Here is a 12,489-nt window from a genome sequence, read left to right on the forward strand (position 1 = left end):
GCGATGAGCGCCGACCCCGACCTCATCGCGCGCGCCGTCTCGTCGCTCGGGCCGGTCTTGCCGGAGCAGGCGCCGGCTCGATCGCGATCAACGCTGACGCAGACGCAGACACAGACGCAGACGCAGACGCAGACGCGGGTCGCGTGGCGATGGCCGACGTGGCTCCTCGGCGCGCTGCCGCCCGTGGCGGTCCTCGCCCTTGCGGAGGCGGCGGTGCGGCTCGGCTGGATCGCGCCCAACCTGCTGCCGGCGCCGAGCGATGTGGCCGCGGCGCTGGCGCAGATGCTGCGCGACGGCCAACTGACGCAACACGTTCTCGCGAGCACCTTGCGCGTGGCGGGTGGCTTCGCGCTCGGCGCGGTGCTGGCGGTGCTGTTCGGCGCGCTGGTCGGCCTCTCGGGCTTGGCCGCAGCCGTGCTGACGCCGAGCTTCCAGGCGCTGCGCGCCATTCCCTCGCTCGCCTGGGTGCCGCTGCTGCTGCTCTGGCTGGGCATCGACGAGGCGTCCAAGATCGCGCTGATCGCGATCGGGGCCTTCTTCCCCGTCTACATGGGCGTGTCCTCGGGCTTCCGCGACGTGGACCGCAAGCTGGTGGAGGTCGCGCGCCTGCGCGGACTCGGCCGCGTGGCGCTCGCGCGCCGCGTGCTGCTGCCCGCCGCGCTGCCGGCGCTGCTCACGGGTCTGCGCAACGGACTGAGCCTGGCGTGGATGTTCATGGTCGCGGCGGAACTGATCGCGGCGAGCCGCGGCCTGGGCTACCTGCTGACCGACGGCCGCGAGACCGGCCGCGCGGACCTGGTGATGGCGGCGATCGTGCTGCTGGCGCTGCTGGGCAAACTGACCGACAGCCTGATGGCCGCGGTGGAACAACGCGCGCTGCACTGGCGCGACAGCTTCGGAGGCCACGCATGAGCCTGTTGACCGTGTCCGTGCGCGCCAAGCGCTTCGCCCGCGACCTGCCCATCCTGCAGGACGTCCACTTCGACCTGAACGCGGGCGAGGTCCTCGGCCTCGTCGGCGCGAGCGGCTGCGGCAAGAGCACGCTGCTGCGCATCGCCGCCGGGCTGGATCCGGACTTCGACGGGGAAGTGCGTCTCGACGGTCGCGCGCGTCGCGGACCGGATCGCGACATCGGTGTCGTGTTCCAGGAACCGCGGCTGTTCCCGTGGCTGACGGTGGCCGAGAACGTCGGCTTCGACCTGGGCCAGGGCCACGATGAAGCGTGGGTGAACACGCTGCTGCGCGAGGTCGGCCTGGGCGAGCTCGGCGAGGCGCTGCCGCGTCAACTGTCCGGCGGCCAAGCGCAACGCGCCGCGATCGCGCGGGCGCTCTACACGCGGCCGCGCGTGCTGCTGCTCGACGAGCCGTTCTCCGCGCTGGACGCCTTCACACGGATGCGGCTGCAGGACCTCGTGCGCGAGGTCGCGGCAAGACATGGCACCAGCCTGATCCTGGTCACGCACGACGTGGAGGAAGCGGTGCTGCTGGCCGACCGCGTGCTGGTGCTCGGCGCCGGGCCGGGCCGCATCGTGCGGCGCATCGAGGTGCCGCTGCTGCATCCGCGCGGGCGCGGGAGCGCGGCGGTGGCGGACCTGCGGGGCGAGGTGCTGAGGGAGCTGGAGCGCCTGTCGTAAAAAACGCCCCGGACGTTGCCGTCCGAGGCGAATGGGTCGTGTGCAAGCCAATGCACGACAACCCCTGGAACCGTGCGATTCGCTGCGGCGCGAACCGACGCAAACTGGCGCGGGTGTCGACGCGCCTAGAAGCTGTATTGCGCCGACACCGCCAGGATGTCGCTGCCCACCTTGTACGAGCCCTGCAGGGTGCTCGCGGAGGGCGAGGTCAGGTTGACGCTCGTGTCCTTGATGAAGAGATGCGTGTAGCCCAGGCTGTAGGCCGATTGCTTGCTGGCCCGCCACGTCGCGCCGAGCGACAGCCATCGGCGGCTGACGTCGGGAACGCGGACATCGCGCACCGCATCGGTGACCGGCGTCTGGTCGTAGGCGAAGCCGCCGCGGAAGGTCCAGGCGTCGTTCATCCGGTACTCCGCGCCCACCGAGTAGAACGACGAATCCCGATAGCCGAAGTCCAGCGTCTGGCTGGGCAGGTTGGACGCGAAGTCCAGGACCACCCGGTCGAACTTGTGCCACGCGGTGCGCGAGTAGTCGGCCATCACCGTCCATTGCGGATTCAGCCGCTGGCTGACGCTGAGCGTCCACGACGCCGGCATCGTCAACTCGGTGTCCACCGTGGTGTTCACGAAGGTGTTGGGACCCGCCACCGACAGCACCGCGTTCGCCGCGGCGGGAATCGAGAAGCGCGCGTCCACGCCCTTGGCCTTGTGCTTGACCTCGGAGCGGTAGGCCAGGCCCACCGTCGTCCCGTCGACGGGACGCAGCAGCGCGCCCAGCGTGTAGCCGACCTCGGTGTTGTCGCCTTCGACGTCCAGGTACCCGTCCGCGCTCGTCGGCAGGAATCCCGGCACGCGCGCGGCCGCCAGCTGCGCGCCGAAGTCGACGGCATTGCGCAGCTTGACGTCCAGGCGCTCCGCGAACACGGAGACGCCCAGCGACAGGACGTCATTGACCTGGTAGGCACCCGACACGCCGGCGTCGATCACCTTCAGCGAGGTCTTGACGCCCTGGTAGCGACCGACCCATCCGTCGTCGTACTCGGTCTTGAATCCGAACGGTGCCGTCACGGAGAAACCCAGATGGATCCGGTCGGTCACCGGCGCATGGAAGTAGAGCGAGGGAATGACCGCGGTCTGTCCCGCATCGCCGCCGTTCCCACCGGACAGAGGGCGCCCCAGCGCATCCCGGCCCGAGCCGTCGAACTTGGCCGAATAGGTCACGACCGCGCCGTCCGCCTGGACGAGGCGCCCATCGAGCAGGGTCATCGCGGCGGGGTTGTTGGCGATCACGGAGGCATCCCCACCTTCGCTGATGGACCCCGCGAAGGCGCGTCCCTGACCGGCGGCGCTCTGCTCCTTGAGCTTGAAGGCTGCGGCTTGAGCGAGGCCGGCGCAAGCCAGGCCGGCAACGAGCACGAGCAGGGAGGGGCGATGGACCGCCGGGATCAATGTCATTCTTCTGTCTCCTGTGGTTGGGCTTCCGGGCCCGTCGATGGCGCCGCCGCGTCCTTTGGCGGAGGCGTGTGGGGTGTCGGGATCTACTTGACCTTGATGACGACCTTGCCCTTGGCACGGCCGGCCTTGACGTAGGCCAGGGCGTCGTTGGTCGACTCGAAGGGGAAGACCCGGTCGATCACCGGCCGGATGACGCCGGCCTCGATGAGGCGGGTGATCTCGCGCAATTGCGCACCGTCGGCCCGCATGAAGAGGAACGAGTAGCCGGTGCCTTGGCGGCGCGACTTGCGACGGATGCCCGCACTCAGCAGGCGCACGATCAGTCGCACGAAGCCGGGCGCTCCGATCCCCTGGGCGAACTCGGGGTCCGGCGGGCCGGAGATGGAGATGAGCTTGCCGCCGCGCTGCAGCACGCCGAGCGACTTCTGAAGCGTCGTGCCATCCTGGCTGTTGAGCACCACGTCGTAGTCGCGCAGGACGCCGTCGAAGTCCTGCTTCCTGTAGTCGATGACGACGTCGGCGCCGAGTCCCTTCACGAGCGCGACATTGGTCGTGCCCGTCGTCGTGGCGACCGTCGCGCCGAGGTGCTTGGCCAGCTGGATGGCGAAGGTGCCGACGCCCCCGGATCCGGCCTGGATGAAGACCTTCTGCCCGCGTTGCAGGTCGGCCTTCTCGACCAGGGCCTGCCAGGCGGTCAGGCCGACCAGCGGGATCGAGGCGGCTTCTTCCATCGTGAGGTTCGCGGGCTTGAGCGCCAGCGACGACTCCTTCACCGGCACGAAGTGGGCGAAGGTGCCGATCCGGAAATCGTCCACCCGCGCGTAGACCTCGTCCCCCGGCTTGAACAGGCGCACCCGCGAGCCCACCCGGACCACCACGCCGGCGACGTCGTGTCCCAGCACGAGCGGCAGCCGGTAGGGCAGGATCAGCTTGAACTCGCCATCCCTGAGCTTGGAATCCAGCAGGTTCACGCCAGCGGCATGGACCTCGACAAGCACCTCGTCGTCCCGAGGTTCCGGCGTCGGCATCTCCACCGGCTGGAGCGTGCTCTGCTTGCCGTAGCGTTCCAGGACAAATGCTTTCATCGTCGTCTTCATGACTGGGGGTGGACCGGGAAGGCCTGTTGAATCGGTGGGCAGGATCGATGGCAATGATTATGTTTGTAATCCAAAAAGTCAAGACTTTGATGATGATCAGCATCTATGTATAGTGGCGCCCGTGGATCTCTCCACGCGCATGGACGACAGATGAAGGTCAGCAAGGCACAGGCGCAGGCCAATCGCGAGCACGTCGTGCAGACGGCGTCCACGGTGTTCCGTGAGCGCGGCTATGACGGCGTGGGCGTCGTCGATCTGATGGCCGCGGCCGGCTTCACGCACGGCGGCTTCTACAAGCAGTTCGAATCCAAGGCCGAACTGATGGCGGAGTCGGCGGCCTGCGGCATCGCGCAGACGGTGGCCCTGGCGGCCGGCGTGACGGTCTCGGACTTCGCCCGGTTCTATCTCTCGCGCGAACATCGCGACGCGCGGGGCGAGGGGTGCTCGATGGCGGCGCTCGGCGGCGATGCGGCGCGTCAATCGGACGCCGTGCGCGCCACGTTTGCGAACGGCATCGAGAGTCTGTTGGCGGCACTGAACCTCGAGGGGACCGTGCTGGAGCACGCGAGCGCCGACGAGGCGCGAGCCAAGTCGCTGGACCTCTTCGCGCGGGCAGTCGGCGCGATGGTGATGTCGCGCGCCTGTCCGGACGACTCGCCGCTGGCGGACGAGATCCTGGTCGCCTGCCGCAACGAGGCCCTGGCGTCGCTCACGCCGGCCGTGAAGCCGTCGGCACCCGTGCGCAAGCGATAGCCGCAAAGCGCCTAAGCATCGACGATCTCCTTCGTTCGGCGAGGGCGGGGCGGTTCGCAGAATGAGGCGGTTCCTGCTTCCTCCCCCCGCCATGACCGCCTCCGCCACCGCCTCGACCGCCGATCTTCCGGGCTCGCCCGTCCTGCTCATCGCCGCGAGCCCCAGCGTGAAATCGCGCTCCGGCGCGCTGCTCGGCGCCGCCGCGGAGCGGCTGCATCACCACGGACTCGCGACCCGCACGCTGCGTCTGCGCGATCTGCCGGCGCAGCCGCTGCTGCACGCCGACTTCGACGACGCCGAGATCCGCGCCGCGCTGGCCGCGGTCGCCGAGGCGCGCGTCGTCGTGCTCGCGACGCCCATCTACAAGGCCGCGTACAGCGGGCTGCTGAAGGTCTTCCTCGACCTGCTGCCGCAGGACGGCCTCGCGGGCAAGAGCGTGTGGACGCTGGCCACCGGCGGCAGCATGGCGCATCTGCTGGCGCTGGACTACGGCCTGCTGCCCGTCCTGTCCGCGCTCGGCGCGCGCTCGCATGTCGACGGCGTCTACGCCTGCGACGCGCAGATCGCCAAGGACGCCGTCGGCGACTACCGCATCAACGACGACATCGCCCGCCGCCTGCTCGTCGGTGCGTCGCAGGTGCTGGACCGCGTGCCGACGCCGCAGGCCGTCGAGCCGGTCTCGCGTCCCGCGCTGGTGCTCTGAGCACCCCTGAACGCTTCGCGCGCGCTCCGCGAGCCTGACGCCTCCGATTCCTCCCGATTCCTCCCGACTCTTCACTCTCCAGGACCACCACCATGACGTTCTTCTTCGACCGCCGCGGGGCCCTCGCGTTTGCCGCCGCGCTGACCACCTCGCTCAGCCTGTTCGCCGGTGTCGCCAGCGCGCAGACGGCGGCCAAGCCGACGGAGGTCCGCATCGGCTTCCAGAAGTACGGCACGCTCACCGTGCTGAAGGCCAAGGGCGACCTGGAGAAGCGCCTGAGCGCGCAGGGCATCGCCGTGAAGTGGACCGAGTTCCCCGCCGGCCCGCAGCTGCTGGAGGGACTGAACGTCGGTTCCATCGACTTCGGCACCGTCGGCGAGGCGCCGCCGATCTTCGCGCAGGCCGCCGGCGCGGACCTGGTCTACGTCGCCAATCAACCGCCCGCGCCGACCGCCGAAGCACTGATCGTGCCGAAGGACTCGGCGATCAGGACGCTCGCCGACCTCAAGGGCAAGAAGGTCGTGCTGAACAAGGGCTCCAACGTCCACTACCTGCTGGTCAAGCTGCTGGAGAAGCAGGGCCTGAAGTACACCGACATCACCGTCGTCTACCTGCCGCCGGCCGATGCGCGCGCCGCCTTCGAGCGCGGTGCGGTCGATGCCTGGGTGATCTGGGATCCGTTCCTGGCCGCGGCGGAACGCCAGCTCGGCGCGCGCGTGGTGGCCGACGGCAAGGGCGTCGTCGCGAACCATCAGTTCTACCTGGCCGAGCGCGGCTACGCGGAGAAGTACCCGCAAGTCGTCCAGGCCATCATCGAGGAACTCGCCAAACTCGACCGCTGGTCCGAGAACAACAGCGCCGCCGTGGCCGCGCTGCTCGCGCCGCAGATCGGGCTCGACCTTGCGACGACCGAGGTCGCCGCCGCGCGCTTCGCCTACGGCATCCAGCCGATCACGCCGGCCATCGCCGCCGAGCAGCAGAAGATCGCCGACGCGTTCCATGCGCTGAAGCTGATCCCCAAGCCGATCCGCATCGCCGACGCGCTGCCGAAGTCGATCACCACGGCCGCCAAGTAAGCGCCGCAAGCCCACCGCCGCGACGTCGGTTCCTCACACGAGCTTCCCCCCATGAAGATCCTCTGGTTCATTCCCACCCACGGCGATTCACGCTACCTCGGCACCTCCAAGGGCGCGCGCGTCGCGGACTTCGACTACTACCGCCAGATCGCCATCGCCGCCGACAGCCTCGGCTACGAGGGCGTGCTGCTGCCCACCGGCCGCAGCTGCGAAGACAGCTGGATCGTCGCGGCCAGTCTCATCGAGGCGACGCGGCGGCTGAAGTTCCTGGTCGCGCTGCGGCCGGGGCTGGTGCAGCCGGTGCAGTCGGCGCGCATGGCGGCCACGCTCGACCGCCTGTCCGGCGGCCGGCTGCTGGTCAACCTGGTCACCGGCGGAGATCCCGATGAACTCGCGGGCGACGGCCTGTTCCTGCCGCACGAGGAGCGCTACGCGCTCTCGACCGAATTCCTGACCGTCTGGCGCGACGTGCTGCGCGCCAGCCACGAGGGCGAGGCCATCGACTTCGACGGCGAGCAGCTGCGCGTCAAGGGCGGCAAGCTGCTGTACCCGCCGATCAACAAGCCCTATCCGCCGGTGTTCTTCGGTGGATCGTCGGGACCGGCGATCGACCTCGCGGCCGACCAGGTCGACACCTACCTGACCTGGGGCGAGCCGCCGAAGGCCGTCGCCGAGAAGATCAACGAGGTGCGCGCGGCTGCCGAAGCCAAGGGCCGCAAGCTCGAGTACGGCATCCGCCTGCACGTCATCGTGCGCGAGACCGAGGAAGAGGCCTGGGCCGCCGCCGGCGATCTGGTCAAGCATCTGGACGAGGACGTCATCGCTGCAGCGCAAGCCAAGTTCGCATCGATGGACTCGGTCGGCCAGCGTCGCATGGCGGAACTGCACGGCGGTCGCTTCGACAAGAACGACATCCGCGCCGGGCTGGAGATCTCGCCCAATCTGTGGGCTGGCGTGGGCCTGGTGCGTGGGGGCGCGGGCACGGCGCTGGTCGGCAATCCGCAGCAGGTGGCCGATCGCATCCAGGAGTACGCGGCGCTGGGTCTCGAGTACTTCGTGCTCAGCGGTTATCCGCATCTGGAAGAGGCCTACCGCTTCGCCGAGCTGGTCTTCCCGCTGCTGCCGCTGGACGTGCGTGAGAAGCTCAGCGCACCGAAACTGACCGGCCCTTTCGGCGAGATCGTCGCCAACAACTTCGTGCCCGGTCCGGCCAAGCTGGCCGCGGCGAGCTGAGATGAGCACCGTCGCTATCAAGGCCCAGGCCCAGGCCCACGCCAGTTCCCAGGCGACACCGGGCCGCGGCATCGTCGCCTTCAAGGGCCTCGTGCCCTGGATCGTGCCGCTGACGGTGCTGGCGCTGTGGCAGCTGAGCGCGCAGGCGGGCTGGCTGTCGACGCGGGTGCTGCCGGCGCCGTCCTCGGTGGCCAAGGCCGCTTGGGAGCTGGCGCTCTCGGGCGAGCTGTGGCGGCACCTGGCCGTCAGCACCGGGCGCGCCTTCATCGGCTTCACGATCGGTGGCGGACTCGGGCTGCTGCTGGGCCTGCTGACCGGATCGCAGCGCTGGGCGGAGACGGCGCTGGACACGACGCTGCAGATGCTGCGCAACATCCCGCCGCTGGCGCTGATCCCGCTGGTGATCCTGTGGTTCGGGATCGACGAGACGGCCAAGCTGTTCCTGGTCGCGCTGGGCGTGTTCTTCCCGGTCTACCTGAACACCTTCCACGGCATCCGCGGCGTGGACCGCGACCTGATCGAGATGGCGCGCTCGTACGGACTGAGCGGCTGGTCGCTGTACCGGCAGGTGATCCTGCCCGGCGCGATCGCGTCTATCCTGGTGGGGCTGCGCTTCTCGCTCGGCCTGATGTGGGTGCTGCTGATCGTGGCCGAGACCATCTCGGCGCAGAGCGGCATCGGCTACATGACGATGAACGCGCGCGAATTCCTGCAGACGGACGTGGTGCTGGTCGGCATCCTGATCTACGCGCTGCTGGGCAAGCTGGCCGACGTCGCGGCGCAGGCGCTGGAACGCGCGTGGCTGCGCTGGCATCCGGGCTATCAGGCCCGAGGCTGAAACAGGATGGGTGAGACATGATGAGCGTGACCGAGATCGACGTCCTGACCGAATGGCAGGACTCGCAGCCCGCGGCGCTGCCCCCCGCGGCATCGCAGCATGCGGCGTCACAGCACGCGGCGCCGGTGCGACGCGAGGCCGTCGCGAAGCTCCCTGCCAACGGGCAGGCCGTGACGCTGGGCAACCTGGGCAAGGCCTTCGGCGAGCGCCAGGTCTTGCATGGCATCGACCTGGACATCGCCCCCGGCGAGTTCGTCGCCATCATCGGCCGCAGCGGCTGCGGCAAGAGCACGCTGCTGCGCCTGCTCGCGGGGCTGGAAACGCCGAGCGCCGGCGCGCTCGAAGCGGGCGAGCGTGAGGACACACGCTTCATGTTCCAGGACGCGCGGCTGTTGCCGTGGGCGCGGGTGCTGGACAACGTGGCGCTGGGGTTGGCGGGTGCCGATGCGCGTGAGCGGGCGCGACAGGCGCTCGCGCAGGTCGGTCTCGCGGACCGTGCCGGCGAGTGGCCCGCGCGCCTGTCCGGCGGTCAGCGGCAGCGCGTCGCACTGGCGCGCGCGCTGGTCCATGCGCCCAAGCTGCTGCTGCTCGACGAGCCGCTCGGCGCGCTGGACGCGCTGACCCGCATCGACATGCAGCGCCTCATCGAGACGCTGTGGACGCGCCATCGCTTCACGGCATTGCTGGTGACGCACGACGTGGCCGAGGCGGTCGCGCTGGCGGACCGCGTGCTGCTGATCGAGGACGGCCGGCTCGCGCTGGACCTGCGCATCGATCTGCCGCGTCCGCGTCGACGCGACGCGGCCTTCGCCTCGCTGGAGCAGCGGCTGCTCGACCGCGTGCTGAGCACGCCCGGTCGCGAGCCCGACGTCGCTCACCAGCCGGCTCCACTTTCCGTCGCCGCGCCGATGTTGCGCTGGGCGGTGTAGGCGTGCAGCGCGGGCCGTCGGTAGTTGAAGGGCCGGGGGGCCTTCCACCACACCGACGGCCTCGCGCCGCCCTGATTTGGGCGCGCTGCGTCGTTGCGAATCCTCGCCATAGCGCTGCTATGGCTCCGGTTCGCGCCTAGCCGCGCACCCAAATCAGGGCGGCGGCCGAACAGAGAGGCGGTCGATCGGGGCGGCGGCTTTCGCGGTGCGAAGGGTTGCGATAACCTGGGGCAGATGACTCCAGTGCTTCCGACGTCGACGCCACTCCCCAATGCCGAGTGGCCTTATCTCGAGATCCTGATCCGCCTGGCGCTGGCCCTCTCCCTGGGCCTGCTGCTCGGGCTGGAACGAGAGCGGCGCGGCAAGGAAGCCGGCCTGCGGACCTTCGGCTTCATTGCGCTGCTGGGCGCGCTCGGCGGCTCGCTCGGCGAGCACTACGCGCTGCTGAGCCTGCTGCTCGCGGCGGGCCTGGCGGTGCCGCTCAACGTCCACACGATGCGCGGCGGCCATGGGCCGGAACTGACGACCTCCGCGGCGATGCTGGTGACCTGCATGGCGGGCATCCTCTGCGGCCTGGGGCACACCGTGACCCCCGCGGCGGTGATGGTCAGCACGACCGCGCTGCTCGCGTGGAAGGAACGGCTCTCCGGCTTGTCGATGGGCCTGACCGAGGGCGAGGTGCGCTCCGCGCTGCTGCTCGCGATCCTGGCGATCGTCATCTACCCCGCGCTGCCCGCCGGGCCGATCGGACCCTGGCACCTGATCGAGCCGCGCGCCGCCTGGGTGACCGTGATCCTGATCGCCAGCATCGGCTTCGTGAACTACATCCTGTGGAAGCTCTACGGCTCCAAGGGCGCGGAGCTGTCCGCGTTCTTCGGCGGCCTGGTCAACAGCAACTTCACGGTGGTGGAGATGGCGACGCGCGTGCGCGAGACCTCCGGCCGCTTCGCCGAAGGCGCGTATCGCGCGGTGCTGGTGGCCGTCGCCGCGATGGTGATGCGCAACGCGGTGCTGCTGCTGATCCTCACACCGCTGGCCTTCGTGAACGCCGCGGCGGCCTTCGGCTTCATGGTGCTGTCCGCGGCGGGCTTCGTGGTGCTGAGCCTGATCGCGCGACGCAACGGCGCCGCCGTCGAGGACGTCACCGACATCAAGCTGGAGCTGCCGTTCTCGCTGCCCGTGGCCTTGCGCTATGGCGTGCTGTTCCTGGCGCTGCATGTCGTGGGCCGGTTGATGCAGCGCGAGTTCGGCGAAGGCGGCTTCTACCTGGTCACGGTGATCGGCGGGCTGCTCTCCAGCGCGAGCGCGGTGGCGGCCGCCGCGAGCATGGCGGCGCAGGGCGCGATCGGTTTCGACGTCGCGGCCAACGGCGCGGTGCTGGCCTCGATGACCAGCCTGGCCTTCAGCCTGTCCTTCATCCTGAAGACGGGCCACCGGCGGCTCATCGCCCGCCTGGCGCTGGCCATGGTCGCCATCGCGGTGGCCGGCGGACTCGGCGTGCTCTTGCGTGAACTGGTCGCGCCGTTGATCACCAGTCTGCTGCCCAACGGCGGCTGATCCTTCGTTTGGGCATCAGCGGGGACCGCCCTCAGTTCCCGAACGCCTTGTGCAGCCGCTCGCCCGCGAAGGCCTGCGCGTTGCGGGCCTTCTCGACGACGGCGGCGGTGCCGAAGAACTCGTGGGTGACGCCCTCGTAGTCGCGGCGCTCGACGAGCACGTCGGCCTTCTTCAGCGCGTCTTCCATCTTGGCGCTGTCCGAGCGCAGCGGATCCACGCGGGCGCTGATCAGCGTCACCGACGGCAGGCCGGTCAGCTTCGCGTCGACGAGGTTCAGGCGCCAGTCCTTCAACTGTTCCTTGTTGTCGAGCAGCTTGTCGATGAACCACTCGACCATCGCGCGGTTGAGCGGCTGGGCGGCGGCGTTCTCCAGGTAGGACTCGGTGTTGAGGCTGGTCTGCGTGACCGGATAGATGGCCAGCACGTGCGCCGGCTTCTGCAGGCCCGCGTCGCGCGCCGCGATGGCGGTGGCCAGCGCGAGGTTGCCGCCGGCGCTTTCGCCGGCCAGCGCGACGCGGCTGATGTCGCCCTTGAACTTCGCGGCATTCGCCAGCGTCCACTGGTAGGCGGCCAGCGCATCGTCCCAGGCGCCCGGGAACTTGTTCTCCGGCGCCTGCCGGTAGTCGACGGAGACCACGACCGCCTGCGCCTGCCTGGCGATGCCGCGCGCGCTGGCGTCGTAGACCTGCTTGTCGGCGATGACCCAGCCGCCGCCGTGGAAGTAGACGACGACGGGGAAAGGGCCCGGCCCGGCGGGCGTGTAGAAGCGCGCCGGGATCATGCCCGCGCCGCCCTGCACCGTGCCGTCGATGCTGGTCACGCCGGGCACGAGCTGCGCGGGATCGGTGCTGCGGCCGTTCTGGCGCAGCAGCGCGTTGACGGCGTCGGCGAGGGTGGGATTCGCGCGGGCGGCGGGCACGTCGATCTTTTCGATCGCCTTGGGCCGCAGGCCTTCATGCGCCTTCAGCACGGCGAGCATGTCGCCATCCAGCCGGATCCTGCCCATGGTCTTCGCGATGGCGGTCTTGAGCTTGCCGGGTTGCTCGTTGCCCGTGCCCTTGCCGGCCTCGTCGGCGGCATGCACGAAGGGCAGGGTGAACAGCAGCGCGCTGAGCGCGGCGACCTGGAAGTGAAGGCGGAGCATGGCGACGTCCTTGTAGAGCGGTGCGGCGCATCCGATGCGGATGCTCGCGGAGGGCTCAGCAAGGCGGGTGC

At 69.7% G+C, this 12,489-nt stretch carries 12 protein-coding genes; 9 read left to right on the forward strand and 3 right to left on the reverse strand.

The genetic code is table 11. The features are described from left to right. The first annotated feature begins 3 nt into the window (after window positions 1-3). Both AC1VNM_RS03505 and AC1VNM_RS03510 read left to right on the forward strand, forming a co-directional pair. The gene (locus tag AC1VNM_RS03505) at window positions 4-912 is read left to right on the forward strand and encodes an ABC transporter permease (protein WP_483105867.1); all 909 of its coding nucleotides are present in this window, start codon (window positions 4-6) and stop codon (window positions 910-912) included. After that, window positions 909-1,634, forward strand: a complete 726-nt coding sequence (locus AC1VNM_RS03510) for an ABC transporter ATP-binding protein (RefSeq protein WP_377155768.1) — start codon at window positions 909-911, stop codon at window positions 1,632-1,634. The genes AC1VNM_RS03505 and AC1VNM_RS03510 overlap by 4 nt, the downstream gene beginning before the upstream one ends. A gap of 125 nt (window positions 1,635-1,759) precedes the next feature. Here the strand turns inward: AC1VNM_RS03510 and AC1VNM_RS03515 are convergent, their stop codons facing one another. Together AC1VNM_RS03515 and AC1VNM_RS03520 are read right to left on the reverse strand one after the other, a co-directional pair. Next, complete coding sequence (locus AC1VNM_RS03515) at window positions 1,760-3,088, reverse strand: outer membrane protein transport protein (protein WP_483105868.1); 1,329 nt, start codon at window positions 3,086-3,088, stop codon at window positions 1,760-1,762. An 83-nt stretch (window positions 3,089-3,171) separates the two neighbouring features. Beyond that, window positions 3,172-4,173: an NADP-dependent oxidoreductase gene (locus AC1VNM_RS03520; protein WP_377155765.1), complete on the reverse strand. Its 1,002-nt coding sequence runs from the start codon at window positions 4,171-4,173 to the stop codon at window positions 3,172-3,174. Between the two features lie 162 nt (window positions 4,174-4,335). Between AC1VNM_RS03520 and AC1VNM_RS03525 the strand changes: the two genes are divergently transcribed. From AC1VNM_RS03525 to AC1VNM_RS03555, 7 genes are all read left to right on the forward strand, one after another. Beyond that, window positions 4,336-4,938: a TetR/AcrR family transcriptional regulator gene (locus AC1VNM_RS03525; RefSeq protein ID WP_377155763.1), complete on the forward strand. Its 603-nt coding sequence runs from the start codon at window positions 4,336-4,338 to the stop codon at window positions 4,936-4,938. 91 nt (window positions 4,939-5,029) lie between these two features. Beyond that, entirely contained in the window at window positions 5,030-5,641 is a 612-nt protein-coding gene (gene ssuE / locus AC1VNM_RS03530) for an NADPH-dependent FMN reductase (protein WP_377155762.1), read from the forward strand. Window positions 5,642-5,733: 92 nt separating this feature from the next. Further along, window positions 5,734-6,717 (forward strand): sulfonate ABC transporter substrate-binding protein, encoded by a 984-nt coding sequence (locus AC1VNM_RS03535; protein WP_483105869.1) that lies wholly within the window; start codon window positions 5,734-5,736, stop codon window positions 6,715-6,717. Window positions 6,718-6,768: 51 nt separating this feature from the next. Then, on the forward strand, window positions 6,769-7,950 hold the full coding sequence (gene ssuD / locus AC1VNM_RS03540; protein WP_483105870.1) for an FMNH2-dependent alkanesulfonate monooxygenase: 1,182 nt from the start codon (window positions 6,769-6,771) through the stop codon (window positions 7,948-7,950). Window position 7,951: 1 nt separating this feature from the next. Continuing rightward, window positions 7,952-8,788: an aliphatic sulfonate ABC transporter permease SsuC gene (gene ssuC / locus AC1VNM_RS03545; protein WP_483105871.1), complete on the forward strand. Its 837-nt coding sequence runs from the start codon at window positions 7,952-7,954 to the stop codon at window positions 8,786-8,788. 20 nt (window positions 8,789-8,808) lie between these two features. Beyond that, window positions 8,809-9,717, forward strand: coding sequence for an ATP-binding cassette domain-containing protein (locus AC1VNM_RS03550; RefSeq protein ID WP_483109234.1), 909 nt, complete (start codon window positions 8,809-8,811; stop codon window positions 9,715-9,717). Between the two features lie 234 nt (window positions 9,718-9,951). Then, window positions 9,952-11,274, forward strand: a complete 1,323-nt coding sequence (locus AC1VNM_RS03555; RefSeq protein ID WP_377155756.1) for an MgtC/SapB family protein — start codon at window positions 9,952-9,954, stop codon at window positions 11,272-11,274. Between the two features lie 31 nt (window positions 11,275-11,305). Here AC1VNM_RS03555 and AC1VNM_RS03560 read toward each other — a convergent pair whose 3' ends face one another. Beyond that, window positions 11,306-12,418: an alpha/beta hydrolase gene (locus AC1VNM_RS03560; protein WP_483105872.1), complete on the reverse strand. Its 1,113-nt coding sequence runs from the start codon at window positions 12,416-12,418 to the stop codon at window positions 11,306-11,308. Window positions 12,419-12,489 lie beyond the last annotated feature (71 nt).

It is taken from the genome of Mitsuaria sp. MSU3D, from assembly GCF_056867975.1.

Bases quoted from the DNA above. Each gene is read 5' to 3' on its own strand.
- ssuC (WP_483105871.1), top strand. From the start codon at position 7,952: ATGAGCACCGTCGCTATCAAGGCCCAGGCCCAGGCCCACGCCAGTTCC.
- AC1VNM_RS03505 (WP_483105867.1), top strand. From the start codon at position 4: ATGAGCGCCGACCCCGACCTCATCGCGCGCGCCGTCTCGTCGCTCGGG.
- ssuD (WP_483105870.1), top strand. From the start codon at position 6,769: ATGAAGATCCTCTGGTTCATTCCCACCCACGGCGATTCACGCTACCTC.
- ssuE (WP_377155762.1), top strand. From the start codon at position 5,030: ATGACCGCCTCCGCCACCGCCTCGACCGCCGATCTTCCGGGCTCGCCC.
- AC1VNM_RS03520 (WP_377155765.1), bottom strand. From the start codon at position 4,173: ATGAAAGCATTTGTCCTGGAACGCTACGGCAAGCAGAGCACGCTCCAG.
- AC1VNM_RS03550 (WP_483109234.1), top strand. From the start codon at position 8,809: ATGAGCGTGACCGAGATCGACGTCCTGACCGAATGGCAGGACTCGCAG.
- AC1VNM_RS03560 (WP_483105872.1), bottom strand. From the start codon at position 12,418: ATGCTCCGCCTTCACTTCCAGGTCGCCGCGCTCAGCGCGCTGCTGTTC.
- AC1VNM_RS03535 (WP_483105869.1), top strand. From the start codon at position 5,734: ATGACGTTCTTCTTCGACCGCCGCGGGGCCCTCGCGTTTGCCGCCGCG.
- AC1VNM_RS03510 (WP_377155768.1), top strand. From the start codon at position 909: ATGAGCCTGTTGACCGTGTCCGTGCGCGCCAAGCGCTTCGCCCGCGAC.
- AC1VNM_RS03555 (WP_377155756.1), top strand. From the start codon at position 9,952: ATGACTCCAGTGCTTCCGACGTCGACGCCACTCCCCAATGCCGAGTGG.
- AC1VNM_RS03525 (WP_377155763.1), top strand. From the start codon at position 4,336: ATGAAGGTCAGCAAGGCACAGGCGCAGGCCAATCGCGAGCACGTCGTG.
- AC1VNM_RS03515 (WP_483105868.1), bottom strand. From the start codon at position 3,088: ATGACATTGATCCCGGCGGTCCATCGCCCCTCCCTGCTCGTGCTCGTT.